The following is a 26,399-nucleotide window of genomic DNA, read 5'->3' as shown; positions in this document are numbered from 1 at the left end:
GTTCGGGGGCATCCGGACCGAAGGCCGGTCACGTCCGGGTGGACGGGTGCTCACCTCGCCGCAACGGCGGAAGGTGCTCCACCGCCCCCGCCGCCAACGCCAGAGCACGACTGACGTGCGCGCAGCCGGCCGCCCATCGGCCCGGCGCTCGGCGAGCTGCTCGGTCGAGTCGATCACGCGAACGATCCAGCGGCGCCAGCGGCACCGCCGCCAGCGCGTTACCGGGCAGTCGCCTCGCCACGGTCGGGTGCGGCCGCGTCGGCGCGGTGACCCGCACCGCCAGCCATGCCCATCCCACCCGGCGCAGGGTCTGCGCGTCGAGTGCCTCCTGCAACTTCGGTAACAGCACATCTTCCTCGTCGCGCACATCCTGGCGCAGCAGTTCCTCGATCCTGCCGAACAACCGGCGGTGCTCGAGGCTGTCGGCGTCCAAAATCTCCAGTTCGGTGAACAACTCGTTGATTTCCTGATGCTCCTGCTCGACACGCAGCGTCAGTTCCGCACCGTCCGGCAGGACCCGCCGGGCCAGCGGCCACAACACCGCTTCCTCCGCGAACGCATGCGGAAAGACCAGTCGGCACAAGGCCGTCAACGCCTCGCGGCGGGCGTCACCGCCGCTGTCGCCGATCCGGAGCAGCAAAGCGTCGAGCGCTTGATGATCCCGGCGCTGCAGGCTCAGCACACTGCGCGGACCACCTAGCTCCGCTTCGGTCTGATCGGCAAGTGAACGCGGCATCGACAGCTCCTTCATAGGCCAGGACTCGCGCACGAGCTACCCCCACTCCCGCGAGCCAAACATCCCTGGTCACCGGTTCCCGTCCGCCCGGCCCGTCCCGGCGTTCGGCTTCGGCGCGATCGACTCGCCGACGGCGCTGACACCACTACGGTCGAGCTTGCTTCGCGAGCAGCGTCGCCGCGTCTCCGGTGATCTGCTCCCACCCTTGGCGGCGCCCGGTCACGGCCAGCAAGAGGGCGGCGACCGGGCCCGTGATGATCGGTCCGTCGCCTGCGGCCCATTCGGCGTCCGTTGCCACGAGGCGGCAGCCGGCGAATTTCTTGCGGGCGTGGAACGGGGCGCCCGTCGTCCAGATTCGGTCGATCGCGACGACAGCGGCGGCTTTCGGCATTTCCCGGGCGATGCCGAGCGGCAGCGCGATGTCTTGGCCGTGCACCAGCAGATCCATCAATCGGTCGGCCGGTGTCGTGCCGAACGCGGTGACTCGCGCGTCGATACTGTCACGCAATTCGTCGAGCAACTGCCCGGTCGTGACCTGGTCGGCATGCCGAACCGCGGTATCACGAATCGCCCGGTGCAGGCTGCCTCCGGCGCGGACCAGGTTGAGCAGGATCCAGCCGACATCGGCGCGAGCCGACAGCACGACGTGCGCGACAACGTCACGCACGCGCCAGCCATCGCACAGCGAGGGATGGTCCCAGTCTGCTTCCGGCAGCGGAGCCAGCAGTGCGGCCAAACTGGCTCGCTCGGCGGCGACAGCCCGCCAGATCTGCTCGGTGCTCATTCTTGTGTCCTCGACCATCGGTAGCTCCTTCTCCCAGTAGGTGTTCCGATACGGTAGGAACTCCACTGGAGTGGAGGTTCCAGCGATCGTGACCGAGAACACACGCCGTGACGGCCTGGTGAGTATCGGAGAGTTGTCGCGGTCGACCGGCGTGCCGGTCCGCACGCTTCGCTTCTACTGCGACGACGGAATCCTGGAGGCGAAGCGCAGCACCGGCGGGCACCGCTTGTTCGATCCGGTGCGCGCGGTCGACCGGGTACGGCTGCTGCGCCGCCTCCGAGCTCTCGGGCTGAGTCTGTCCGCGATCACCGATGTCCTCAGCGGCGTCGCGTCACTCTCCGAGGCGGTCGCCGCCGAACGCGCCGCACTCGACACCGAATTCCGCACGCTGGCCTGGCGGCGAGCATCGCTGCGCGCCGTCGAGGACGCCCCACCCGCCGAACGCGCCGCTCGGTTGGAACTGCTCGCCGCCGCGCAGGACCGAGATCAGGCACGCGACCGTCTCGTGAAGTTCTGGCGGCGACTGCTCGCGCCCCTCCCCTCGGCGATATTCGATGGGTTCGTCGCGATGAATGTTCCGGACCTACCGGTCGACCCGCCGCCGCGACAAATCGTCGCCTACGCCGGGCTCGCCGCCGCCATCACCGATCCCGCATTGCCCACCGCCATGTCACGTCAACTCTGGCGAACGAACCCGGCCGGAATCCACGACAAACGCGCACTGGTGAGCGGGGTCGCCGAAGTATGCGAAACTGTCGACGCGCTGGTCGCCGCACGCTGTGAACCACGCCCCGGCGCCGAACTCGACCAGTTCGTCCACGTCCACGCCACGGCCCGCCGCGAACGCGACTCTCCCCGCCTGCGGCGTGAACTCCTCGATGACGCCGCAGACACCCACCCGGCTATCCACCGCTACTGGCAACTCACCACCGACATAACCGGAACTACCACCTCCGGCGCCGCCCAGTACTGGCTCTACCGAGCATTGGCCCGGTGGAACGATCCGGCAGCGGAGCACCGGTGATCACAGCCGCCGGGGTAGTAGGTATCGGTTCGATAACTTGAAGTCGAAAGTTCGCCTCGCCGGACGGGGAGCCGCAGCCGAATCCGGCTGACATTCGGCGTGGTCGAAGCCGCATCTGGCGCGCAGGTCACGTTCCGATCACGCGCGAGGGTGACTACTGTGTGATGAAGTCAGACCTTTCCCCCGCACCGCGATTACACCATGCTGTCGGTAACTGTTCGTTAGCCTGCGTAGACGTCGCGGAGCCGCTGTGGTGCCGCAGCGGGTGATGGACCGGTCGCCTATGACGGCCGTTCCCATCGGTTCTGCCAGCTTCATACCGAATCGCCAACTCGGTCGATCAGAGTGTCGGCCCGGAGAATGCTATGGCTATCTCAGCTCCAATACCCGGCAAGGCCGAACCCGGTGTGGTCGGCGCTATCGTCGGCTCCTTGCCCGGCACGGGTAATAACACGGATTCAGGGCCGTCGGCGCACGGTCTCGATGAGCAGATCGCGCCGCTGCGGATTCCGGCGCTGGTGCTCGGCGCGTTGCTGATGTGCACCGGCGTGGTGGCGCTGGTGCTGTTACCGGCCTGGCTGCGCGACTACGGCGGATGGCTGGTCATCGCCGCCTACCTGCAATACATGGGCATCGGGGCGACCCTGGCGGTATGGGGTCTGCGCATGACAAGGAAGGTGAGTACGGCCGGTACGAATCCTGCGCAACGCACCGAGCCGCGGCGCGCCGCACGCTAGGATCAGCCGCCCGATCTCTCGGAGGGCAAGCCCGCAGGCGGCGTCGCCTCGACATACCTGATCTTGTAGGTCGCTCCCGACGTCGCGCCAATGGTCCGGGCTATCCGGCGAGCGCGGACAGCGCCGGCGGCAACGGATCTCGGTGCAGGACGCCGAGGCGTTGGGTTGCGCGGGTGAGTGCGACGTAGAGTTCGGCTGCCCCGCGCGGGCCGTCGGCGAGGATTCGTTCCGGCTCCACGACCAGGACGGCGTCGTACTCCAAGCCCTTCGTTTCCGATGCCGCCACCGCGCCCGGCACATCCGGTGGCCCGATCACGATGCTGGTGCCTTCGCGACCGGCTTCGACGCGGACGAATTCCGCGATGGCAGTGGGCAATTCCTCCTCGGAAACCCGCTTGGACCAAGGCTGGACGCCGCACGCGCGAACCGACTCCGGTGGCTGGACTCCGGGCGCGAACTCGGCGAGCAGCGCGGCGGCGACGGCCATGATCTCCGCCGGGGTGCGATAGTTCACCGACAGTGACCGGTAGACCCAGCGGCCGGGCACATACGGCTCCAGCATCGCGCCCCACGAGGTCGCTCCTGCGGCCGATCGGCGTTGCGCGAGATCGCCGACCACCGTGAAGGATCGGCCCGGGCAACGCCGCATCAGCACCCGCCAGTCCATCTCGGACAGTTCCTGGGCCTCGTCCACCACCACGTGCCGGTAGGTCCAGTCCCGGTCCGCGGCCGCGCGTTCGGCGAGTGCACGGCTGTCCCGCTCGAGGAAGCGATCCGCCAGGTCCTCGGCGTAGACCAGGTCCTGGGCGAGCAGATGGTCTTCGTCGTCCATCAGGTCTTCGCGGCTGACGAGGATGTCCAATACGCCGGCCGCGTACTCGGCCTCGGCCCGCTGTTCCCGCTCGGCCGCGCGGTCGGCCGGTTCGGCGCGGCCGAGCAGGTCGACCAGTTCGTCGAGCAGCGGCACGTCCGACACCGTCCAGGCAGCACCGTCGCCGCGCCACAGCGCCGGGTCGCCGCCCGCGGCCCGCAACCGTTCCGGCGAAGCGTACAGCTGGGCCAGCAGTGTCTCCGGCGTCAGTATCGGCCAGAGTTCGTCGAGCGCGGCAGTGAACCGATCGTTGTCCGCGAGCTCCGCGCGCAGGTCGGCCCGCAGGTTCTCCCATGCTTCGCGGTCCTCCCGGCTCAGCCAGCCCCGGCCGATCTTGGCTATCGCCCGTTCGGTGAGCACCCAGGTGACGATCTCGCTGAACACGGCACGGGCTTCGTTGTGCGGCAGCCCGCTCGCGCGGGCCTCCTCCCTGCCCCACTCCGCGGTCTCCGCGTCGATGCGCACCGTGACGTCGGACAGCTCGATCGGCAGCGGATGCCGCGGCAGTCGCTGCCGATCGGCAACCGCCGCCGCGAGCACGTCCAGGATCTGCAACGAGCCCTTGATCCGCGCGGCGTCCGGGGCGTCCTCGGCGGTGACGCGCAGACCGGGCATCAGGTCGCCGGTGGTCATGAACACGACGTTCGTCTCTCCCAGCGAGGGAAGAACGCGGCCGATGTGATTCAGGAACGCCGGGTTGGGGCCCACCACGAGCACACCGTGGCGCTCCATCCGCTCCCGCTGGGTGTAGAGCAAGTACGCCACGCGGTGCAGCGCCACCACGGTCTTCCCGGTGCCCGGACCGCCTTCGATCACCAGCACCCCTGGGTGGTCGAGCCGAATGATCTCGTCCTGCTCGGCCTGGATCGTCGCCACGATGTCGCGCATCCCCGCCCCGCGCGGCGCATCGACCGCCGCGAGCAGGGCCGCGTCCCCTCGCTCGCCACCACCGGGACGGCCGAGGACCTCATCGGTGAAATCGACCAGGTGACGCCCGCGGGTGTGGAACTGGCGGCGGCGGCGCATGTCCTCCGGGCTGGCCGCGGTGGCGACATAGAACGCCCGCGCCGCCGGCGCCCGCCAATCGAGCAACAGCGGCTCGTACTCGTTCTCCTCGTCGAACAGCCCGATGCGTCCGATGTAGGAATGTTCACCCGAAACCGCGTCCAACCGCCCGAAACACAGCCCGTGGTCGGCCACGTCGAGCCGCTTCACCTGCTTGGCCAGCGCACGTACCTCGACATCCCGATCCACCAGTGTCTCGCCGTTTCCGCGCAACGCCGCGCCGTACCTACCTTTCACTCGTGCGCGCTCGGCGTCGAGTCGTGCGTAGAGCGCGGCCACGTAGCTTCGCTCCGACCGCAATTCGTCTTCGTACTCTCGCGTTGACATATGCCCCTCACTTCTCATGGCCCGACGATCCAGCTGTTCACGCCTCGTAGGGCTGCACGCACAAACGCACCTGCGCCCGTGCGGCCCGCAATCCCACCGCGAGTGCCGCCCTCGGTTCGGTCTCCGCACGCGACTCGTGTGCCGACGACATCGCTACTCCTTCCGGCGGTTTTCGGCGTCGGCCAGCGATTTTGCGGCACGACCCGGGTCTTGCCGCAAGCCCCCCGGTGCGCTATAAGTTGAGAATGGAAAGGAGTTCGCTCCGCTCCATTTCTCGTCCGCGCCGGCGGCCGATCTCCCCGCGAAGCTGACCGAGTGCTGGGTGGCGCTCGAATGCACGCACGGCATCGAGCACGACCGAGGCGCAAACTCTCGGTGGCCGCTCGCCCAACTCGCCGCAGCCCTGAAAAACTAAGCGCGCGAACATCGTTGCTGCGCCAGCGCCGCCGTCCTCGGGTGGGCGGTGCGACGACCGGCATGCCCCGGCCGCAACCACATCATCGGCGCCGTCGCCGGACCGCATATTTCCGAAAGCGCACTCACGGTCACAGCTGCCAGGGTATCGCTACGCCGCCGAGGGCACGGTGGCCGACGAAGACCATTACGCACCGCCTGGAGGCATAGCATGCGAGGCATAGTTCCACCGCGAGTCCGACTGCTGGCCGCGGTCTCGACCGAACCGGACTGGGATTCGATCACCCCGGACCAGGTCATCGAATTGCGCGAAGCGCAGCACCGCAGGCGCCGGTCCGTGCTGGGCCGGCTCGTTACCGGCAAGCCCGACCGCGACGCGCGGATCACTTCGTCGGTACTCGAGCTGCCGGGGCGCCGGTTGAACCTGCGCGTGTACCAGCCCGCACGAGGCGGCTCGAAGCTGCCGCTGGTCGTCGCCTTCCACGGCGGCGGATTCATGCTCGGCGCGCCGGGCCAGGACGACTGGCTGCTCAGTCACCTCGCGGCCAACTGCCCGGCCGTGGTCGTCGCGGTCGATTATCGGCTGGCGCCCGAGCACCCCGTGCCCGCACCCGTCGAGGACGCCTACGACGGCGTACCCCGCATCGTCGAGCAGGCCCCCGTATGGGGAGCCGATCCCACTCGGCTCGCCCTGCTGGGCTCCAGCGCGGGTGCCACCCTTGCGACGCTCCCGGCGATCAGGGCGGTCGAACTCGGGCTGCCGGTGCGCGCCCAGGTGCTGATCAACCCGCAGCTGGACTGGACCGAGCAGGTCTTCGAGTACCCCTCGTTCACCGAGAACGCCGACAGCCCGACCGCGACCCCGGCCAATTGCCGTGCCGTGCAGCGCATCGTGCTGCCCGCATCGTTCGACGCCAGGACGATTTCACCGATTGCCGTCGAAAACCTCGCGGGACTCGCCCCGGCCCTGATACAAGCCGTGGGTACCGACCCGCTGGAGGATCAAGCCTCGGCCTATGCCGAGCGGCTGCGACAGGCCGGAGTCGAGGTGACGCTGACGCGTTATCCGGAAGCGGTGCATTCCTTCCTGAGCATGCCCCGACTGGTTCCCGCGGCCCGGCCCGCGCGCGCCGAGATCCTCGCCCACCTGCGCAGCCACTTGCTGGAGCGTTCGGGCATACCGGCGCGGTAGCAACCGCCCCATCGAGGAAGAGCTGAGAGCGATGACTATGACCGACCTTGCCGTGGCGAGGGAGCAGTCCACACCATCCATGGATGCCGATTCGGCGGCGGGACCGAGCGTAACGGGGTTGCTGCGCCCCTACCTGGGCAGTTTCGCCGCCGTCATGATCCTCCAGATCATCGGCGCCGTCGCGGGCTTGGCGCCGTTGCTGGCCGTCGTCGAACTGGGACGAATATTGTTGTCACCCAACCGGATCGATCACGGCCACGTCTGGATAGTGGTGGGCGCGGGCGCGGTCGGCTTGCTCGTGCGCCTGCTGTTCACCGCCGCGTCGTCGGGCGTCGGGCACCTGCTCGACGGCCGGGTGGAACTGTCGTTCCGCCGCGCACTCGCCGAGCGGCTGGGCCGCGTACCCATCGGCTGGCTCTCCAGCCGCCGAACCGGTGAATTGGCGAAGGTGGTCGGCGAGGACGTCAGTGCCGTTCACCCGCTCATCGCCCATTTTCCCGGCGAACTCGTCTCCGCGTTCGTGGTGCCGCTGATATCGCTGATCTATCTGTTCACCGTCGACTGGCGGCTCACGCTCATCACGTTGATTCCGGTGGCTGTGTCGATCGTGCTCATCCCGTTGATGATGACGCCCAAGCGCCAGCGCGAGCAGGTGGACCTGGATGCCGCCATGGGACGGATCGCGAGCGCGGCCATCGAGTTCGTGCAGGGAATCGCGGTGGTCAAGGCATTCGGCGGCGGCGAGCGCGCGCACCGGAAATTCCGCACGGCCACCGAGGATTTCACCGGCTCCTTCCTGCGCTGGGTGCTGGGTCTCGCCGGGATCGCGGCGGGACTGGCGCTGGCGCTGTCACCGCCGTTCGTGCTGCTCGTCGTCCTGATCGGTGGGACGTTCCTGATCACGAACGGTTCCATGGCCCCGGCCGACCTGTTGCCGTTCCTGCTGCTGGGACTGGGACTGACCGCTCCGATCGCGGCACTCGGCCACGGTTTCGACGATCTGCAGGCCGCGCGGCGCGCGGTCGGCCGGATCAGCGACGTGCTCGCCGTGCCTTCGCTGCCGGAGCCCGCGCGCCCGGTCGCGCCACAGGGACACCGGGTGGAACTGCGTGACGTCCGATTCGGTTACGACGCCGACCGGGAGGTACTACGCGGGATCGATCTGGTGCTGGAGCCCGGCACGGTCACCGCGCTCGTCGGACCGTCGGGAAGTGGTAAGTCCACGCTGGCCCAGTTGTTGCCGCGTTTCTTCGATCCGACCGGCGGTTCGGTGACCCTGGGTGGGGTCGACCTGCGCGAGCTCGGCAGCGGTGCGCTCTACCGCGCGGTCTCCTTCGTCTTCCAGGACGTTCGCCTGCTGCGCGCGTCGATAGCCGACAACATCGCCTTGGCGGTGCCGCATGCCCACTTCGATGATGTGGTGCGCGCCGCCCGGCTGGCGCACATCCACGATCGAATTCTCGAATCGCCGCGCGGATACGAGTCGGTGATCGGTGTCGACGTCGAACTCTCCGGCGGTGAGGCGCAACGCATCTCGCTCGCTCGCGCACTGCTCGCCGACACTCCGGTCCTGGTACTCGACGAAGCGACCGCCTTCGCCGACCCCCGGACCGAACGTGCTGTGCGCGAAGCCCTCGCGACGATGGCCGGTGATCGGACGATTCTGGTGATCGCCCATCGTCTCGAGACGGTCGCCGACGCCGACACCGTCGTGGTGCTCGACGACGGGTCGATCGTCGAGCGGGGCAAGCCCGCCGAACTGCTGGCGCACGGCGGGAAGTTCGCCGAGTTCTGGCGAGCGCACCGATCCGCGATCGCCGGTGAGATCGCGGAAGTACGGGAAGAGGAACTCCGATGATTCGAATGCTGCTCCACGTGCTCGGGCACGAGTACGCCCGACCGGTGCGTCGCACCATGACGCTGATGACGATCACCGCGGTAGCCGAAGGCCTGTCCTACGCCCTTCTGGTGCCGGTGCTGCGGGCACTGTTCGGCAGCGAACCTGCGGACGCCTGGCCCTGGCTGATCGCGTTCGGCGTCGCCGTCACGGGCTACGCGGGGCTGCGTTACGGCAGCGACCTCTCCGGTTTCCGCACCGCTGGGACGCTGTTGCGGAGCGTGTATCACCGTTTCGGCGATCACCTGGCCCGCTTGCCGATCGGCTGGTTCACCGCAGGCCGCGTCGGCGAGGTGTCGCTGCTGGCGAGCCGTGGGATCTTGCAGGCGATCAGCATCGTCGCGCATCTGCTGGCGCCGTCCATCTCCGCGGCGGTGACTCCGCTGACGATCGTTGCCGTGCTGCTCGCCTACGACTGGAAGATGGGGCTGGCCGCCTCGGCCGCCGTACCCGTCGTGGCGGCGATCCAGACCCGGACCGGCCGCGCGATGGCCGCGACCGACGCCGAGCGCATCGAACGCGGTGACGAGGCCGCCGGACGAGTCATCGAGTACCTCCAGGCCCAGCCGGTGCTGCGCGCGGGCGGCCGGACCGCCGAACGGTTCCGCGCGCTCGACGAGGCTTTGTCCGGTGTCGAACGCGCGGCCCGTCGTTCGACCCTGTCCGCGTTACCCGGCGTGGTGGGCCTGACGCTCACCGTGCAGGCGATGTTCACCGCACTGCTGGCCCTGGGCGCCTATCTGGTGCTCGGCGGGAACATCGGTGCCGCGGAGGTGCTGGCGATACTGGTGCTGGCCGCCCGCTGCGCCGATCCGTTGCTGTCGCTGGCGGATATGGGGGGCAAACTGCGCGCCGCGCGTTCGGAGCTGGCCAGAATCGACACGGTATTGCGCACTGAGCCGCTGCCGGAAGCCCGCGAGCCGCTCCGGCCGGCACACCACGGTCTCGAGTTCGACGCTGTCACGTTCCGGCGCGGCGATCGCACGGTGATCGACAACGTGTCGTTGTCCCTGCCTGCCGGAGGGCGGCTGGCGATCGTCGGTTCCTCGGGTGCGGGTAAGAGCACCCTGCTCCAGCTGCTCGCGCGGTTCTACGACGTCGACGCCGGTGCGGTGCGGGTGGGTGGTGTGGACGTCCGCGCGATCGGCACGGAGGTGTTGACGGCGCAGTTCGCCATCGTCTTCCAGCATGTCTATCTCTTCGACGGCACCGTCGAGGAGAACGTGCGCCTCGGCCGTCCCGACGCCACCGACGCCGAAGTGCGCGCGGCGGCGACCGCGGCGCGACTGGACGAAGTGATCGAGCGACTGCCCGAGGGATGGGCGACGAATGTCGGCGAGGGCGGCGCACTGCTGTCGGGTGGTGAGCGTCAGCGTGTCTCGATCGCGCGAGCGCTGCTGAAGGACGCGCCCATCGTGCTGCTGGACGAGGTGACCTCGGCACTGGACCCGGTGAACGAGGCGGCCGTCCACGAGGGCGTCGACCGCCTGATGGCGGGGCGGACGGTGGTGCTGGTGGCGCATCGGCTGCGAACCGTCCGACGCGCCGATCGGATCGTCTTCCTGGACGGCGGCCGGATCGTGGAGGAGGGCAGCCACGACGAGTTGCTGCGCCACGGCGGTCGCTACGCCGATTTCTGGGAGATGTCCGAGGCGGCGAGCCGATGATCCGCGCCGGCCGCAGGGCGATCAGGATGCGATCGGGTGGAACGGGCGAGTCTCGTCGTGGCCGGCGCGGACGACGCCTGCCGAGGATTCCGCGACCTCGTTCCACGCCCCCGGCAGGTCGCGCAGCGGTTCGGAAACCACGAACCGCGCCTCCTCGCCCAGTCGGCGCAGCGCTGCCACCTCCGGATGCAGTGCCCGCACTTTGGCGACATCGTTGGAATAGAACAGCGACCGCGTGCGATGTTCGGTGGAATACCGGAAGAACCACATGGACTCGCCGTCGGTGGTCGCGACCGTCATCTGTACCGGGGCTTCGATGCCGTGCGCGCGGCTCACCTCCTCGACGAAGCCGACCGCACGAGCGACCGCGCCGAACGGGTCGTGGACGAGTCCGAAGGTCAGCGCGAGAAAGAAGAGCATTTCGGAATCCGTGGAACCCTCGATGTCGGCGAACAGGGCCGGATCGACCGCGGTCATCAGGTCGCGCTTGGTCGTGTGGAAATCGCGCAGCGATCCGTTGTGCATCCACAACCAGTGCCCGTGCCGGAACGGGTGACAGTTACTGCGCTGCACCGCCGTGCCGGTCGACGCGCGCACATGCGCGAAGAACAGCGATGTCCGCACCTGAGTCGCGATCTCTCGCAAGTTGCGGTCGTTCCATGCCGGTTCGACGTCCTTGAAAACCGCCGGTCGCGGGCCTTCGCCGTACCAGCCGATCCCGAAGCCGTCGCCATTGGTGGTCGTCGCGCCGAGGCGCGAGTGCAAGCTTTGATCGATGAGGGAATGCACCGGCCGGAACAAGAGGTCCTCGGCCAGGATCGGCTCCCCCGAATAAGCCATCCACCTGCACATATTTTGATTGAAGCAGAACGATCGCCGGTCGGCCACCAGCGCTGCGGCGGTCGACGCCACACAGTTCGCCCGACGCTGCGGCCCGGCCGGTCACGCTGGGCAAGCGTGGATCGAATGTGATCCTGCATCGACCGGGCGCGCAGTCGCTGAGACGCCGTTCGCGGACAGCAAGCGTCCGTCCGGACCGGCTCTATGCGGCAGGCGCAGTGCTCGCCGACCGCTTCCTGCGGAAGGGCAGTACGAACATGTACAGGCCGGTACCCAGGAGCACGAAGAGCGGCGGCAGTGGCAGATAGAACACCCAGACCGCGGACTCGGTGAGTCCCAGCGCGGCGGCGATGAAACAGACGATGACGGTCGCCGTGAACGTGACGGACATCCAGCGGTGCAGTTGCCGGTACCAGTTGTTGCGGTTCATTGTGTGTTCTCCTCTTTCCTGCACGAGGGCAGCGCAGCGGTGACCGCCACCGGTTTGGTGCGGTGGGTTTTCAGGTGATATTCGTGCGAGTTACGGATGTATTCGAAGTCCCGGACGGCTCCGGCGGGTGGGCTACCGCTCGTCGAGTACCTTGCCGTCCAGTACGGAGTGGCCGATCGTCAGTGCCGCGGTCGCCTCGGCCAGCGGGAAGTTCCGCACTCCGGCCGCTGTCCCGCGCATCGCCTCGGCCGACTCCCAGCGCCAGATGTCGAGGTAGGACCCGTCGTCCTGCCGAATCAAGGTGGCCGCGGTGAACCTCGCGTCAGCCGACCGGATGCTCCGGATCAGCCGGGTCCGCTGTTCGAGCAGTTGCGCCAGCTTGCCGGTCACGACGACGTATCGGTGCGTTCGTACGACTGCCATGGCCCTGCCCTCTCGTCTCGGATCCTGGTTTGCACCGTTTCTCCTGCCGGGTCGGTTTTCTCCTGTGACTCATAGTTTTCCGCCGGGAGACTGCGGGAACAATGAGCGATCGCGAAACGTCGGTTGCGTCGGGCGTTAACGATGAGGACTATGACGTGGTGGAGTTACGCGAGATCGAGATATTCCTGACTCTTGCCGAGGAGTTGCACTTCGGCCGTACCGCTGAGCGGTTGCATATCTCCACACCTCGGGTGAGTCAGACGATCGCCAAGCAGGAAAGGCGGATCGGCGCTCCCCTGTTCGAGCGAACCAGCCGCAAAGTGACTTTGACACCGCTGGGCGAACAGTTGCGCGACGACCTCCGAGCCGGTTATCGCCGCATCCTCGAGGGCATGGAGTCGGCCGCGAACACCGCTCGTGGTGGACCGGACACCCTGACGCTGGGTGTGCTGGGACCCATGTGGCAGGACTTGGCTCCCCTGACGGCGTTGTTCCGGACCCGCCATCCGCATGTGGAGTTCCGCGTGCGCGAGATCCGGATCGATGACCCGTTCGGCCCGCTCCGCAATGGCGACGTCGACGTGGCCTTGGTGGCCCTGCCCGTGCGGGAACCGGACCTGCGGGTGGGTCCGAAGGCATTCACCGAGCCCATCGTGCTGGTGGTCGGGCGCACGCACGAGTTGGCGGGCCGTTCCTCGGTGTGCTTGGCCGACCTGGCCGACTACCAGGTCCTTCCCTCCGGGTTGCCGATTCCCGAGTACTGGGAGGAGTCCTTCTCGCCGGTGGCTTCGAGCCCGCGGGATTCCGACGTTCCCGCTCCCACCCGGGAGGAGGTCCTGTGGACGGTGACATCCGGTACGGCGGTGGCCTTCGCCTGCGGGCAAGGGATCAAGTACTTCGACCGCGGCGACGCGGTGTACCTCCCGATCGACGAGGGGCCCACGCTGAGCTGGGGCCTCGTCCACCGTGCCGAGCCGGTCAGCCACTGGGTCACGGAGTTCGAGCGCATCGCCACCGACCTCGGGCCGATCGAACTGACCCTCGATCTCGATCCGTCCACCCTGCACCGCCTCCACAAGGTGAGTTAGCGCGCTTGTCACGCCCTGGATACGCCACCGCCCACCGTCGGCCGGGCGGCTGATCGGCGGCCTGTTTCGATCTGCGTGACCGTAATGCTGGCCGTGCCGTGCCGTGGCTGGTTTCCTCGGACCAATCGTCAGGTTCGAGCGAAGGGTCCTGCATGTCCGCCGATCACACAGCAGCTGACACCGAGACCGCCGTGCGGGTGGTCCGACTGGGTGCCCACATCGGAGCGCGGATCGAGGGGGTCCGGCTGGGTGGTGACCTGGAAACGTCGACCGTCGCCGCCATCAGCGCCGCGCTCGGCGAGCACAAGGTCCTCTTCTTTCGCGGTCAGCACCACCTGACGGAGGACGGGCAGTACGACTTCGCGCGACTGCTGGGACAGCCGACCACCCCGCACCCGACCATCACCTCGGCGGGTGTGCGCAGTTTGGCCATCGATTCCCGCCACGGGCGCTCCAACACGTGGCATACCGACGTCACCTTCGTCGATCGCGTGCCGAAGGCGTCGATCCTGCGCGCGGTGTCGCTGCCAAGCTACGGCGGCTCGACCACCTGGGCGTCGACGGTCGCCGCGTACAACTCCCTCCCGGAACCGCTGAAGCGGCTGGCCGAGGGTTTGCGCGCGCGGCACAGCAATCAGTACGACTACGCCGCCACCTTCGAGGACAACCCGGACGAGAACACCAGGGCCTACCGTCGCGAGTTCGAGTCCACCTATTTCGAGACCGAGCACCCGGTGGTGGAGGTTCACCCGGAGACCGGGGAACGCGCCCTCTTGCTGGGGTGTTTCGTGCAGCGGATCGTCGGTCTGCCGAGCCACGAGTCGCTTGCGCTGTTCCGGCTGTTCCAGGACCGGGTGACCCGGCTGGAGCACACCGTCCGCTGGGATTGGTCCCTCGGCGACGTCGCCATCTGGGACAACCGCGCCACGCAGCATTACGCCATCGACGACTACGACGGTAGCGAGCACCGCAAGCTGACCCGCATCACGCTCGCCGGGAAGATTCCCGTCGGCGTCGACGGCACGCCGAGCACCGTGATCGCGGGCGAGGCCGAGTATTACTCCGCCGTCGACCCGATTTCGCGCGCGGCGTAAACCTGATCGCCCGCCGCGCGCCCTCCGGGACCGAAAGTGCAGCATAGATTACTCTATTACGGCTCGCGCGTCCGGTGACTACGCGTACACAGGCACCGACTGATCGTCGGCCGACGATGGGAATCCCGTGAATCTATGGAGTTACGTCCGGGGACGGGGAGAGGTTTTGGCGTTCCTCACCTATCAGCACGCCTCCCTGGCGTTTCAGACGGTCTTGGTCGGAACCGTCGTCGCCGTCCTGATCGCGGTGGCGGTTTATCGGCTCCCGCTGTTGGCCGCGCTTTCCCTGACCTCAAGCCGGGTCGCGCTGACGATCCCTTCGTTGGCGCTGCTGGCGATTCTGTTGGTCCCGTTCGGACTCGGCGTGGTTCCGTCCTTCGTCTTGTTGGCGTTCTTCGCGGCATTACCGGTGATCGGCAACGCGATCGTAGGCTTGCGGTCGGTACCGGCTTCGGTCGTCGAATCCGCGCAGGGCATCGGTTTTTCGCGATGGCGCATACTGGTGACCGTCGAATTGCCGATCGCCTGGCCGGTGATCCTCACCGGCATCAGGGTGTCCACCCAAATGATCGTCGGCGTCGCGGCCATTGTCGCCTATGTCCTCGGGCCGGGCCTCGGATCACTGATCTTCAACGGACTCTCCCGCCTCGGTGGCGCTAACGCCCTGGAGATGGCTTTGACCGGCACCATCCTCATCGTCGTCATCGCGCTGGTGTTCGACGCCCTCCTCGTCCTGCTCGGGCGCCTCACGATCGCAAAGGGACTCGCATGACCGACGATGTGACCAGTCAGCCCGCCCCGGCGCCGCCGGAGCGCAACGTGACCGGTGCGTCCATCGAGCTGGACTCGGTCGTCAAGCGCTACAAGGGTCAGGCGAAGCCCGCGGTCGAGCGTCTCGATCTCGAGATCGAGGCGGGCGACATCGTCGCGTTCGTCGGTCCGTCCGGCTGCGGCAAGACGACCACCCTCAAGATGATCAACCGCCTGATCGAGCCGACCGAAGGCAGAATTCTCATCGGCGGTCGCGACGTCACCAAGGAAAACCCCGACAAGCTGCGGCAGTCGATCGGATATGTCATCCAGTCCGGTGGCCTGTTCCCCCATTGGACTGTCGCCAAGAACGTCGGCGCCATCCCACGGGTGCTCGGATGGGACAAGAAGCGGATCGCGGAACGCACCGAGTACCTGCTCGATCTGGTCGGCCTCGACCCGGCCACCTTCGCCGACCGGCTGCCCAAGGACATGTCCGGTGGACAGCAGCAGCGGGTCGGCGTCGCACGCGCGCTCGCGGCGGACCCGCCGGTCCTGCTCATGGACGAGCCCTTCGGCGCGGTCGACCCGATCACCCGAATCCGCCTGCAGGACAGCCTGATCGCGATCCAGCACGAGCTCGGCAAGACCATCGTGATCGTCACGCACGACTTCGAGGAAGCCACCAAGCTCGGCGACAAGGTGCTCATCCTGTCCGAAGGAGGTCACCTCGAGCAGTACGCACGTCCGGAGGAGATCCTCACCGACCCGGCGACGCCGTTCGTGGAGGAGTTCGTGGGGTCCGGCGCGAAGCTGGCGTATCTGACCGTCTCGCGGGTGCGCGACGTGGCCTACGACGAAGTGATCACCGCCCGGGTCGGGGAATCGGCGCAGGGTGTGATCGCACGCGCGAAAGCGGCCGGACACACCTGGGTCGTCGTCGTCGACGAGGCCGGACGGCCGCGGTCATGGCCCTCGCTCGCGGAGCTGGCGACCAAACCGGAGGTCTCCGACTACCTCGATCGGCGGTTGCCGGTGGTCGCGCGATCCTCGACCCTCAACGACGCGCTCGACGCCATGCTCGCCACCAGCCAAGGCGCCGCACTGGTCACCGACGGGCGCGGCGCGGTCATCGGCTCGCTCGGCATCGGCTCGGTGACGGAGGTGATCCGGGCCAAACTGGCCGAGGGGCGCGGCGACGAGGACCAGCTGTCGTATGAAACGTACATCGACGGCACCGACCCGGCGCCGACGCCGGTGGTCGCCGCCGATGACGAACCGGGATCGGCCGGGCAGTCATGAGCCGTCTGCGCCGCGTTCCGACAGACGTCTGGTTCGAGCCGATCATCATCCTCGTCATCGGGATCGGGTACGTCATCTGGTATCGGTCGACCACGTTCACCCCGACCGAGAAGGCGTCCCTGGGCTGGGCCAACCTGCGGACCACGATCCTCTCGCACATCGAGCTGACCGTGGTGGCCACGGTGATCGTGGTGGTCGTCGCGATTCCGCTGGGCATCGCGTTGACCCGCCCCGCGTTGCGGCGGCTGGAGCCGATCGCGGTCAATATCGCCAATATCGGTCAGGCCGCGCCCGCGGTCGGCCTGCTCGTCCTGTTCACCTTCTGGCTGGGCACCGGATTCCGTACGGCGATCGTCGGACTCGTCGTGTACGCGGTCCTGCCGATCCTGCAGAACACGATCGTCGGGCTTCGGCAGGTGGATCAGCGCACGATCGAGGCGTCGCGGGGCATCGGCTTCTCGGGTGCGCGGACGCTGTTCCAGGTGGAGATACCGCTCGCGGTGCCGGTGATCCTCAATGGTGTGCGTACCGCGCTGGTCATTCTGGTCGGCACCGCGACGCTGAGCACGTTCATCGGCGCGACCAGCCTCGGCACGCTGATCACCACCGGCGTCACCCTCTTCCTGCCCAAGCTGCTCATCTCCGGCGCCATCCTGGTCGGGCTCCTGGCGTTGACCATCGACTGGCTCGGCCGACTCGTCGAACTGGCCGCGACCCCCCGAGGTATCGCATGAGATCGCCACGAGCCCGGCTGCGCACGCTGATTTCCGCGTTGGCGCTGGCGCTGTCGATGCTGACCGGCTGCGGACTGGTGAGCTCGTCCGGAACGTTCCACGACGCGCGGCTGCCGGACGGTGCGCGGCCGCTCGCGGGTGCGAAGCTGGTCGTCACCTCGAAAAGCTTCACCGAGGGCGTGCTGCTCGGGAAGATCACCGCGACCTACCTGGCCGCGGCGGGCGCCGGCATCACCGACCTGACCGGAGCGCCCGGTTCGGCGTCGTCCCGCCAGGCCCAGCTCAACGGTGACGCCGACGTGCTCTGGGAGTACACCGGCACCGGTTGGGTGAACTACCACAATCAGACCGAGACCATCTCGGACCCGAAAGAACTCTGGCAGCGGGTCCATGACGTCGAGGAGCGTGACCACGACCTGGAGTGGCTTCCGCCGGCCAACTTCAACGACACGTACGCGTTCGGCGTATCGACGCCGAACGCCGAGCGCCTGCAGGTCCGGTCGCTGTCCGACGTGGCCGCGCTCCCGGTGGCCGACCGGACGTTCTGCGTGGACGACGAATTCTTCAGCCGCTCCGACGGTTTCATTCCGATGCTGCGGAAGTACGGGATCCCCTACAACGATCCGAACGGTGTTCCGCCCGGCAACGTCACGCGGATGGACGCAGGCGTCGTCTACACGGCGACGGCCAAGGGCGCCCCGTGCAACTTCGGCATGGTCTACACCACTGACGGCCGGGTCAAGAACCTGAATCTGGTCGTCCTCGACGACGACGCGAAGTTCTTCCTGCCCTACAGTGGCACGGCGGTCGTGCGCGGCGCCGTCATCGACCGCTACCCGCAGCTGCGGACCCTGCTCGGAACGATCTCCGAGCGTCTCACCGATGAGCTTATGCAGGATCTGAACGGTCGCGTCGACATCAATGGAGAGGATCCCGCCGACGTCGCCTACGACTGGCTGAAGAGCGAGAAGCTCATCGAATAGCGATTGGTGAGCGGTCTTTTCGGGGCGATGCCACCACCGTCCGAATTCGAATCACCGCGATCGGCACAGTACGACAACCGCAGGGGCATCCGTACAGTGATGCGAAATGATCCCATCATCCGATCTGCGGAGGTTGTGAGATTGCCGCCGACGATTACTTCGGGTCCTGGTTCGATGAACGCACCGGATAGTCCACCGATCGAACCGGATTCTTTCCCGAACACCCGGGCAGTCGCATGACCGCCTACCGGCAGGACGAAATTTCCGCCGAATTCCCGTCGCTGCGACCGCTGTTGTTCACCGTCTACGTACCAGCTGCGGCATATGGCATCGGGATGGGCGCAGCCGCACCCGTCATGGCGCTCACCGCGCTCGATTTGGGCGCGTCGCCGGCCGTCGCAGGCTTGACCGTCGCTTCGGTCGGACTCGGGCAGATACTCGGCGATATCCCCGCAGGACAGGTCGTAGCCCGGTTCGGTGAGCGACTATCGATCATCGGTGCGAGCACCGCGGGAACGATCGGAGTGCTGTTGTGTTTGCTCACTCCGACGGTTCCGCTCCTGGGCGTTGGACTCGTCATCGTCGGGTTGTCCAACGCGGTTTGGGGACTGGCCCGGATGAGTTACCTGTCGGAGGTGGTGCCTTTCGAGCGCAGAGCACGGGCGATGTCGCTGTTCGGCGGGGCCATGCGGCTGGGGTTCTTCGTCGGGCCGTTTCTCGGGGCGGCCGTGATCGCCGGGCTCGGCACACGCGGCGGGTTCGCCGTTCAGCTGGCCGCGATCGTGATCGCCGGATGGTTGATGGCGCGGCTACCTGATCCGCATACCTCAGCGGCGGCGATACAGCGACCGACGCTGTCGCTGATCGGAGTGGCACGAGCCCATCGCACCCTGTTGCTGACGCTGGGCACCGGCTCCTTGCTGATGGGCGCCGCGCGGTCGTCACGCGAGGCCGTACTGCCGCTATGGGCCGATCACCTCGGCGTCGACGCCGCTACCGCCAGTCTGATCTTCGGAATCGGAGCGGGCCTCGATGTGCTGTGCGCCTACCCTGCCGGTCATCTGATGGACCGCTACGGCAGGCGATTCATCGCGGTGCCGTCGCTGATCATCCTGGCCATCGCGTATCTGGCTGTGCCGCTGACCGATTCGGTGTCGACACTCGGGATCGCGGCGATCGTGCTGGGGATCGGCAACGGAATCGGGAACGGCCTCATCATGACCATCGGCGCCGACATCGCGCCGCTGGCCAACCGTGCCGAGTTCCTTGCCGCGTGGCGGCTCACCCACGACGGCGGCTTCTTCGCCGGTCCGTTGGCGATCAGTGGACTGGCGGCGATCAGCCCACTGGCCGTCGCGGTCCTCGCCATCGGAGGCGTCTCGGCGCTCGGCGCGGGAGTGATGGCTCGATACATCCCGGTGTACATCCCATGGCCCGAGCGAATCCACCGCGCCGAAGAACGGTGACCTCCCGAGCCGCACCCGGCTCGAACGGATCGGGCTCCAGCGTGGAGCGGAGCCCGATCCGCTCCACGCGCTATTTCCGAGCCTGCGTGTTGTACTCGTTGGTGTAGAACTTCGACGGTTCGAACGAACCGGTGATCGCGCGGGTATCGCGCAACCAATCCTCCCAGCGCAGGAAGTCGGCGTCCGTGATGACGCCGTTCGTGGCGGGCACGCCGACCGACAGCCAGTACTTCACCGACGACGCGTCCTCACCTGAACGCTTGCGCTTCTCGATGATCTCGGTGAACTTCGCGATGACCTGCTCACGGGGCGTCGTTTTCTGCCATTCGATCGCTTTGGCGACCCCGTCGACGAACGCCCGGACACTCTCGGGGTTCTTGGCGATGAAGTCGTTCCGGAATACATATTGGCCGCCGTTGAACGGACCGAACTCTTCGTAATCGGTGAAGACCGCGCGGAGTCCGCCGTTCGCGATCGCACGCTGCTGGAACTGTCCGCTCAAGGCGGCGACGTCGACCTGCCCGCGCCGGACGGCGTCCTCGGTGTTCGGCGGCGGCAGTACGACCAGTTGAACCGACTTGATCTGTTGCTCGTCCAAGCCGATCCGCTTCAGCGCGAGGTGGATGTCCGCCTCGGACTGACCACCCAGCGTATTCACCCCGACCTTCTTGTCCAGCAGATCTCTCGGAGTCTTGATCGGGCTGTTCTCGGGAACGTAGAACCCGGTGAAGGTCTTCTCATCGGACCCGTAGTAGTTCACCACCGCCGTGATCGGGGCACCGCCCTGGGCGAGTTTGGCCACCGCGCCACCGAAAGCACCGCCGAAATCGACCTGACCGGTCGCCGCCGATTGGATGTCCTGCGGGCCGCTGATGGTGTTGCCCTGCCACTCCAATTTTACTTTGCCTTCGAAGAATCCGAGCTCCTCCGCGAGTTCGGGAATCACGACTTGAGAGGCCCAGCCTTGATAACGCAGAACCGGCACGCCGCCGGCCTTGCGGACCTCTCCTCCTCCACATGCGGTCAGGAGCATCGCCACCGTTGTGGCGACCATCGCGCCTATCAGAAACCTGCCGTGCGCTCTCACGCTCATACTCTCCCTCGATACAGCAACACACGTTCGCATCGCAGTGCAGCGATCGTTGAGCATTCGCTAATTCAGGTCCATAGTTGTCTTCAACTAGATTCGAAAAACGCCTGACTGGCAGCCTTGTCGAGCGGCAATTGTCTCGCCGAAAAGCCAGGCGATCTCGCCTACATGTGAATGATCGACCAGCGTGGAATACCGCCGGGTGCACCGTCGGCGACCGCGCCAGGATCCCCCGTGTGTCCCTGGGCATTCCCGGCGCCTACGATCCGGTCATGGCGGAGATCAGGAGTGAGCGGCGGGACAAGGTCGCGGTGATCACGGTGCACGACCCGGATCGACGGAGCGCCTTGACACCGGCGCTCTCCGAGCAGCTGGCCGCCGCGGTGGCCGAGGCCGAGGGCGATTCCGGCGTGCACGCGGTGATCGTCACCGGAACCCCGCCCGCGTTCTGCGCGGGCGCCGATCTCAGTGCCCTCGGCGACGCCCGCGAGCAGGGCCTGCGGGTGATCTACGACGGATTCCTCGCGGTCGCGCGATGCACACTGCCGACCATCGCCGCGATCGGCGGCGCGGCCGTCGGCGCCGGTCTGAATCTGGCGCTGGCCGCCGACGTCCGGATCGCCGGTCCCCGCGCCCGCTTCGACGCGCGATTCCTGCGGCTGGGCATCCATCCCGGTGGTGGGATGACCTGGATGCTGCAACGCGCCGTCGGACCGCAACGAGCCGCCGCGATGACGCTGTTCGGGGAGATCCTCGACGCCGAGGCCGCCCTCGCCGCCGGATTGGCGCACCGGGTGATCGACGGCGATCACGCCGCACTGCTCGCCGCCGCGCTCGACTTCGCCGCGGGCGCCGCCGAAGCGCCGCGCGATCTGCTGATCACCACCAAGCGCACCATGCGCCACACCGCGAACCTCGACGCGCACGCCGACGCCGTCGACGCGGAAATCGTGCCGCAGGTCGCCTCCCTCGAATCCCCCGAATTCACCGCGCGGCTGGCGGCCAAGAAAGCCGAGATCAGTCGATCCAGCTGACGTCACTTTGGGCGACTTGTCAGCTATCCGGCCGGGTCGGAGCTGTCCCCCGGAGACGGACAGTCGGCGAATTGCCCGGCCTCCGCGCGCCAGGCCCGCCACTGCTGCGGCGTCACCCGCGTATGCGCGCCTGAGCTCATGGCCTCGCATGCGGTGCGCGCTGCGACGTCCTCGCCACCGAATTGCCGCTCGGCTCGTGGCAACGCTTGGAAACCTTCGTCGCGGATCAGCTCATCGGTTACCAGTCGATCCAGGCAGGCTGCTGCCGCTACGGGCGCGGACGACATCTTCCCTGCGTAGAATCCGTAGAGTCCCGGGGCGTAGCTGTCGAGTTTGTACAGGCGCAACGATTCGGTCCCCTCGTCACCTGACATATGCAGCTTTTGGCAGCCGTACATGGCGAGTGTCGAAGCCCTGCGCTCGGCGAGACGAGCCAGGCCCGGAACAGTATTCGCGCAACTGTCCATCACCCGATATACGTCATCCGGAGTGAAGTCACCGGAAATGCCGGAATCAGCATCGTTGTCCGCCAGGATGCAAATAGTCACGCCGCGGATCTTTCCGCCATGCCATATCGGAACGACGGCGGGTGAGCCGACGGTCGGCGATACCACGATCGTCCGCAACTCCGGGGCGGCCATCGCGATCACGCGCGACCGAGTCACGCGATACTCCGGGATGCTCAGCTGGGGAAGCTGTTCGGACAGGAACCCCGGCAATCCGGCACCCAGCGCGAGGACAACCACCTCGGCGGAGATGGGTTCGTTCTCCGCCTCGATAGTCTAACCGGTCTTACCTCGGGTGAGCTCGACAGGACTGCGACAGGTGGCTACGCGCCCTCCGTGTCCCGCCACCTGCTCGATCATTTCTCGTATCAGTAGCTGCGTGTCGATAGCGCGATCTCCGGTTACGACAACCTTTCTCACCTTGTCATCCGGATAGAGCAGATACGCATCGCGCACTTCGGATATATCGCGGACATCGAAAGCGATCCGAGACGTGCGCAATCCCCGGATACCTTCGTCCAACTGCCGGTCGTCGCCGGGCACGAACGCGCCGACCACGTCCGGCGAAGTCAAGGCGCCCGCACGGTCGGCCGCTCGCAGCACTTCTTCGGCGCCCGCGCGGCACGCGGCAGCGAGTTCGTGGGCTCCGTTCATCGCGTACAGAGCTCCGCTGTGCAACCAGCCCTGGTTTCCGGTAGACGCGTATCCACCGAAGCGGTCGATACCCACGAGCGTCGTTGCGAGGCCGGATCGCGCCGCATAAAGCGCCAGCCATAGAGCGCTTACGCCGCCGCCGACGATCGCCAGGTGTCGCTCGGCTCTGCTTGCGGCGACGATGACACTGCGACGCTTTTTACTCACTACAGTGCAGGACTGTATCAGCGAGCAGCCCGGTCAGCGCGCCCCCACGCGAATTGCCGCGACCGAAACCAACTGTCAGGTACTTACTTGATCGAACATTTCGGTAATCAGCGCAGGGTATTGCCCGAAAGTGCACCATCGCAACCTGAATCGTGTGCGTGGTCGATGCTATGCTCCCGAGGTGACGTCAGGGGTGGACGAGCTGGTCGCCGTTGCTCGTGCCGATATCGGGGCAGGCCGCTTGTTATTGGCTTCCGACTTGACGCTGCAAACCGCCGAGCAACTCTTGGCAGCCGAATCTCGGCCGGACTTGGAACTCGAAATGGAGATCCACTGGCTCCGGGGCGTGGTCGCGCGCGATCAGCATGCCGGTGAATCGGCGATCGCGCTTTTCGATCGAGCCCGCGCCATCGCTTGGCAGATGGGACGCTGGCACTCGGTGGCGGAGTTGTCCATCGCGAAGGCAACAGCCGCCAATCTCGCGCTGAATCCACGGTTGTCGTCCATGTATCTGTTCGAGGCCCGCCGGGAAATGGAGCATATCGGCCGTGCTCGCAGGCAGACCCTGCTGATGGAGGTCATCGCCCGTCGCGTGCAGCACTACGAGTTGGCCGGAGACCTCGAATCGGCCGAGCGTTTGGCCACGCGAGCCCTCCGAAGAGGCCGGGCCGTCGAGTCGCCGGAATTGTTGATAGCACGGTTCTCGACGCTGTCCAGAATCAGGTCGACGCGCCTGGGGCAGCCTTCCCGGCAAGTCGAGCGGTGGCTCGAGGAGGCCGAAGAACAGGTGCGGGACACCCGCAGCGTGCTACGCGAATTGCAGTGGCGCACAGCGCTGGCGCATCATCTCCAACTGGCCGGAGATTCGGGAATCTCACACGAACTGCGGAAGATTCGTCAATTGGTGACGATGGGTCAGATCCGGCACCGTCCGTCGGAGATGATTCTGCAGCAGAACGGCATTCCGTTACCCCCGCTGCCCCATGGCGCGGTAAGAGAGGAAAAGACAGTGACATACAACTTCGGCGGCTCCGGTCACAACATATCGATCGGCAGCATGAACGTGAGCCAGTTCTCGTCGCACAACAGCGCGGGCAACAAGGAGCAACTCTGGGAAGCCCTGCGCCAGGCAGGTGTGGACGACGCCGAATTGGCCGACCTCGACCACGCGCTCGAGGAAGACGCGAGCGCCGGAGAACTCGACTCGCAGGGGGCCGGCCCGAACGTCACCAGCTGGTATCGCCGACTCCTGGCCAAAAGCGGCGACACCACCGGCAAGATCGCCATCGGCGCAGCGGGCGGGGCGCTCGGCCGAGCACTTGCCGCGTACTTCGGGTTGTGAACCGATCATCGTCGATCGACTGTCGGTTGGTAGCGGCACGGTGACGGATGCGGCGACTGCGTAATCACGGGAGTTCTGGGTGACCTGCATCCGTGTGGGTTGCTCCGGTCGGCGCGGTGCAGGTTGGCCCCGTACCGAGACGGAGCGGCGACGGTTGTGGGTTGCTGTCAGTTCGTGGCGTCGACCGCGGCGTAGAGCAGGGAGTCGCGCCACGCTCCGCGGACGAACAGGTGGCTGCGCATCCTGCCCTCGAATTCCAGGCCGAGTTTCGCCAGTACTCGGGCCGACGCCTGATTGTCCGGATGGCATGTCGCGCTGATGCGCCGCAACCGCAGGCGGTCGAAGCCGAACCGCAGCAGCAGCGTACCGGCTTCAGTGGCGTAACCCTGTGACCAGAAATCACGGTGGAATACGAAGCCGAACTCCCCTCGCCGGTGCCGGGCGCTGGTGACGCCGATGGCTGCCGAGCCGATGAGCCTCCCTGAGTGAGCCTGAGTCACCGCGAAGGTGAAGGCGTCCCGCTGTGGGTCGCGGGCTTGCGCGGTGGCATCAGCGAGAAACGCACGGGTGTCTTCGATGCTGTTCGGTCCCCAGTCGGTGAAACGGGTAACCACTGGATCTCCGGCGAAGGCGTGCACCGCCGCCTCATCCGTGCCGGTGAACTCGCGCAAGATCAGTCTGTCGCTGATCAACGGAAAATCGTCGGGCTCTCGCCGAATCGGCATGCGAGGACGGTCCTTCCAGGGCTGGGATCGGTGGAGTCGTCTGATCAACTGACGCGTGCGGTCGATGGTTCCAGCCTGCGGGTGGCCGGGACCGTTGCGGCCACCACTATGGGCTCAGCGGGTCGGGTCGCCGCCGGGCGCGGATCGGTCTGGACCCAGCCGGTCCGGTTCCGGCGGCCGCTAGATCAGCCTGCCGAGGCGGCTGGTGAAGGCGGGGATCTTCGAGGCGGCGAGCAGGGCTCGGAACTGCCAGCTGTCGTCGCGTGGCAGGATTCCGGCGCGTTGGGTGACATCCAAAGCGTCGTAGAGGGTTTCGCCTTCCTCCATCAGGCCGTCCTGGTTGAAGTGGTAGCGGTCCACGGCCGGGCATTGGATGAATCGGCCGTCTCCGTAGAGCGCGGGTGCGCTGTCGTCGTACGGATACAGGCGCAGCGGGCCGGTCCAATGGCCGCTGCCGATGTAGCGAATGACGGTGCGCACGCGGCCTTCGGGCGTCACGTCGAGGTAGACCTGGCCGGGCAGCGGATCGTAGCGCCAGTCCGGAATGGCGTCGAAGAAGGCGAAGTTGTACTTCACGAATTCGTCGATGCCGACGATGGTGCGGCCGAAGGTCGTCACGTCGGTGTAGCGCACGTCGGCGGCGTAGAGCTCGTGGTTGCGGCTCATGTCGCGGACGAGGAAACTCCACCAGTACTTCTTCGCCCAGTTCAGCAACCAGCTCACATCGATGCCGAGCTTGCCGTAGTGGGTCAGCTTGCGTTCGAACTCCCCGAACCACTGCTCGGTGGTGGCCTGGAGTTCTGGTTCCGGAATCGCGCGGATCGGCGCCGCTCGGTTGGTGTGGAGGAACTCCGGAACCGGTTTCGACAATCGCGGACGACGCAGGGCCTGCTGAAACTGTTCGTCGCTGAACATGGGCACCCTTTCACCACGGCCTCGATCACGATCTCGTCCGCGGAGCAGGGCGAAAGGAATGCCCGCGCCGCGAAGCCCGAGACCCGCTGTCGGCCCGTTCTT

The 26,399-nt window shown here is 66.9% G+C and carries 25 protein-coding genes; 14 read left to right on the top strand and 11 right to left on the bottom strand.

What is annotated here, in order from left to right:
* Window positions 1-28: 28 nt before the first annotated feature.
* Complete coding sequence (locus HOV91_RS22420; RefSeq protein WP_174187383.1) at window positions 29-736, bottom strand: hemerythrin domain-containing protein; 708 nt, start codon at window positions 734-736, stop codon at window positions 29-31.
* A gap of 145 nt (window positions 737-881) precedes the next feature.
* Window positions 882-1,538, bottom strand: a complete 657-nt coding sequence (locus HOV91_RS22415) for a maleylpyruvate isomerase family mycothiol-dependent enzyme (RefSeq protein ID WP_246350552.1) — start codon at window positions 1,536-1,538, stop codon at window positions 882-884.
* Window positions 1,539-1,608: 70 nt separating this feature from the next.
* Here HOV91_RS22415 and HOV91_RS22410 point away from each other — a divergent pair, with 70 nt between their 5' ends.
* Window positions 1,609-2,544, top strand: coding sequence for a MerR family transcriptional regulator (locus tag HOV91_RS22410; protein ID WP_174187382.1), 936 nt, complete (start codon window positions 1,609-1,611; stop codon window positions 2,542-2,544).
* 365 nt (window positions 2,545-2,909) lie between these two features.
* Window positions 2,910-3,281, top strand: coding sequence for a hypothetical protein (locus HOV91_RS22405; RefSeq protein WP_174187381.1), 372 nt, complete (start codon window positions 2,910-2,912; stop codon window positions 3,279-3,281).
* Window positions 3,282-3,381: 100 nt separating this feature from the next.
* Here HOV91_RS22405 and helR read toward each other — a convergent pair whose 3' ends face one another.
* Entirely contained in the window at window positions 3,382-5,544 is a 2,163-nt protein-coding gene (helR, locus tag HOV91_RS22400) for an RNA polymerase recycling motor ATPase HelR (RefSeq protein WP_174187380.1), read from the bottom strand.
* Window positions 5,545-6,169: 625 nt separating this feature from the next.
* On the opposite strand from helR, the gene HOV91_RS22395 reads away from it, so the two are divergent.
* Genes HOV91_RS22395 through HOV91_RS22385 form a run of 3 tightly spaced genes read left to right on the top strand, consistent with a single transcriptional unit; the run spans window position 6,170 to window position 10,714 of the window.
* Window positions 6,170-7,150, top strand: coding sequence for an alpha/beta hydrolase (locus HOV91_RS22395; protein WP_217441022.1), 981 nt, complete (start codon window positions 6,170-6,172; stop codon window positions 7,148-7,150).
* 31 nt (window positions 7,151-7,181) lie between these two features.
* Complete coding sequence (locus HOV91_RS22390; protein WP_174187379.1) at window positions 7,182-9,008, top strand: ABC transporter ATP-binding protein; 1,827 nt, start codon at window positions 7,182-7,184, stop codon at window positions 9,006-9,008.
* Complete coding sequence (locus HOV91_RS22385; RefSeq protein ID WP_174187378.1) at window positions 9,005-10,714, top strand: ABC transporter ATP-binding protein; 1,710 nt, start codon at window positions 9,005-9,007, stop codon at window positions 10,712-10,714. The genes HOV91_RS22390 and HOV91_RS22385 overlap by 4 nt, the downstream gene beginning before the upstream one ends.
* 21 nt (window positions 10,715-10,735) lie before the next feature.
* On the opposite strand, the gene HOV91_RS22380 is transcribed toward HOV91_RS22385, so the two are convergent.
* The 3 genes from HOV91_RS22380 to HOV91_RS22370 form a co-directional block, all read right to left on the bottom strand.
* Entirely contained in the window at window positions 10,736-11,554 is an 819-nt protein-coding gene (locus HOV91_RS22380; protein ID WP_174187377.1) for a class II glutamine amidotransferase, read from the bottom strand.
* A gap of 202 nt (window positions 11,555-11,756) precedes the next feature.
* Window positions 11,757-11,984, bottom strand: coding sequence for a hypothetical protein (locus HOV91_RS22375; RefSeq protein ID WP_174187376.1), 228 nt, complete (start codon window positions 11,982-11,984; stop codon window positions 11,757-11,759).
* 132 nt (window positions 11,985-12,116) lie between these two features.
* A complete protein-coding gene (locus tag HOV91_RS22370) occupies window positions 12,117-12,407 on the bottom strand; it encodes a hypothetical protein (RefSeq protein ID WP_174187375.1) in 291 nt (96 codons plus the stop codon).
* 155 nt (window positions 12,408-12,562) lie between these two features.
* On the opposite strand from HOV91_RS22370, the gene HOV91_RS22365 reads away from it, so the two are divergent.
* From HOV91_RS22365 to HOV91_RS22335, 7 genes are all read left to right on the top strand, one after another.
* A complete protein-coding gene (locus HOV91_RS22365) occupies window positions 12,563-13,495 on the top strand; it encodes a LysR family transcriptional regulator (protein WP_174187374.1) in 933 nt (310 codons plus the stop codon).
* A 152-nt stretch (window positions 13,496-13,647) separates the two neighbouring features.
* Complete coding sequence (locus tag HOV91_RS22360; RefSeq protein ID WP_174187373.1) at window positions 13,648-14,589, top strand: TauD/TfdA dioxygenase family protein; 942 nt, start codon at window positions 13,648-13,650, stop codon at window positions 14,587-14,589.
* Between the two features lie 127 nt (window positions 14,590-14,716).
* On the top strand, window positions 14,717-15,361 hold the full coding sequence (locus tag HOV91_RS22355; protein ID WP_174187372.1) for an ABC transporter permease: 645 nt from the start codon (window positions 14,717-14,719) through the stop codon (window positions 15,359-15,361).
* On the top strand, window positions 15,358-16,641 hold the full coding sequence (locus HOV91_RS22350; RefSeq protein ID WP_174187371.1) for an ATP-binding cassette domain-containing protein: 1,284 nt from the start codon (window positions 15,358-15,360) through the stop codon (window positions 16,639-16,641). The genes HOV91_RS22355 and HOV91_RS22350 overlap by 4 nt, the downstream gene beginning before the upstream one ends.
* The gene (locus tag HOV91_RS22345; RefSeq protein ID WP_174187370.1) at window positions 16,638-17,375 is read left to right on the top strand and encodes an ABC transporter permease; all 738 of its coding nucleotides are present in this window, start codon (window positions 16,638-16,640) and stop codon (window positions 17,373-17,375) included. The genes HOV91_RS22350 and HOV91_RS22345 overlap by 4 nt, the downstream gene beginning before the upstream one ends.
* Window positions 17,372-18,358 carry a glycine betaine ABC transporter substrate-binding protein gene (locus tag HOV91_RS22340; protein ID WP_174187369.1) on the top strand — a complete coding sequence of 329 codons (987 nt, stop codon included), beginning with the start codon at window positions 17,372-17,374 and terminating at the stop codon, window positions 18,356-18,358. The genes HOV91_RS22345 and HOV91_RS22340 overlap by 4 nt, the downstream gene beginning before the upstream one ends.
* 236 nt (window positions 18,359-18,594) lie before the next feature.
* The gene (locus HOV91_RS22335) at window positions 18,595-19,824 is read left to right on the top strand and encodes an MFS transporter (RefSeq protein WP_174187368.1); all 1,230 of its coding nucleotides are present in this window, start codon (window positions 18,595-18,597) and stop codon (window positions 19,822-19,824) included.
* A gap of 70 nt (window positions 19,825-19,894) precedes the next feature.
* On the opposite strand, the gene HOV91_RS22330 is transcribed toward HOV91_RS22335, so the two are convergent.
* Entirely contained in the window at window positions 19,895-20,878 is a 984-nt protein-coding gene (locus HOV91_RS22330; protein WP_246350548.1) for an ABC transporter substrate-binding protein, read from the bottom strand.
* 308 nt (window positions 20,879-21,186) lie between these two features.
* On the opposite strand from HOV91_RS22330, the gene HOV91_RS22325 reads away from it, so the two are divergent.
* Window positions 21,187-21,948, top strand: coding sequence for an enoyl-CoA hydratase (locus HOV91_RS22325; RefSeq protein WP_174187366.1), 762 nt, complete (start codon window positions 21,187-21,189; stop codon window positions 21,946-21,948).
* A 23-nt stretch (window positions 21,949-21,971) separates the two neighbouring features.
* Here the strand turns inward: HOV91_RS22325 and HOV91_RS22320 are convergent, their stop codons facing one another.
* Together HOV91_RS22320 and HOV91_RS22315 are read right to left on the bottom strand one after the other, a co-directional pair.
* A complete protein-coding gene (locus tag HOV91_RS22320) occupies window positions 21,972-22,667 on the bottom strand; it encodes a hypothetical protein (RefSeq protein WP_174187365.1) in 696 nt (231 codons plus the stop codon).
* 63 nt (window positions 22,668-22,730) lie between these two features.
* Window positions 22,731-23,315: an FAD-dependent oxidoreductase gene (locus tag HOV91_RS22315; RefSeq protein ID WP_174187364.1), complete on the bottom strand. Its 585-nt coding sequence runs from the start codon at window positions 23,313-23,315 to the stop codon at window positions 22,731-22,733.
* A gap of 193 nt (window positions 23,316-23,508) precedes the next feature.
* On the opposite strand from HOV91_RS22315, the gene HOV91_RS22310 reads away from it, so the two are divergent.
* Window positions 23,509-24,657 (top strand): hypothetical protein, encoded by a 1,149-nt coding sequence (locus HOV91_RS22310; RefSeq protein WP_174187363.1) that lies wholly within the window; start codon window positions 23,509-23,511, stop codon window positions 24,655-24,657.
* Between the two features lie 167 nt (window positions 24,658-24,824).
* Here HOV91_RS22310 and HOV91_RS22305 read toward each other — a convergent pair whose 3' ends face one another.
* Window positions 24,825-25,382: a GNAT family N-acetyltransferase gene (locus tag HOV91_RS22305; RefSeq protein ID WP_174187362.1), complete on the bottom strand. Its 558-nt coding sequence runs from the start codon at window positions 25,380-25,382 to the stop codon at window positions 24,825-24,827.
* Between the two features lie 180 nt (window positions 25,383-25,562).
* Window positions 25,563-26,297, bottom strand: a complete 735-nt coding sequence (locus HOV91_RS22300; RefSeq protein WP_174187384.1) for a nuclear transport factor 2 family protein — start codon at window positions 26,295-26,297, stop codon at window positions 25,563-25,565.
* Between the last annotated feature and the right edge of the window lie 102 nt (window positions 26,298-26,399).

Source organism: Nocardia barduliensis, assembly GCF_013315795.1.
Lineage (GTDB): Bacteria > Actinomycetota > Actinomycetes > Mycobacteriales > Mycobacteriaceae > Nocardia > Nocardia barduliensis.
This window is presented reverse-complemented; position numbering and strand designations above follow the sequence as displayed.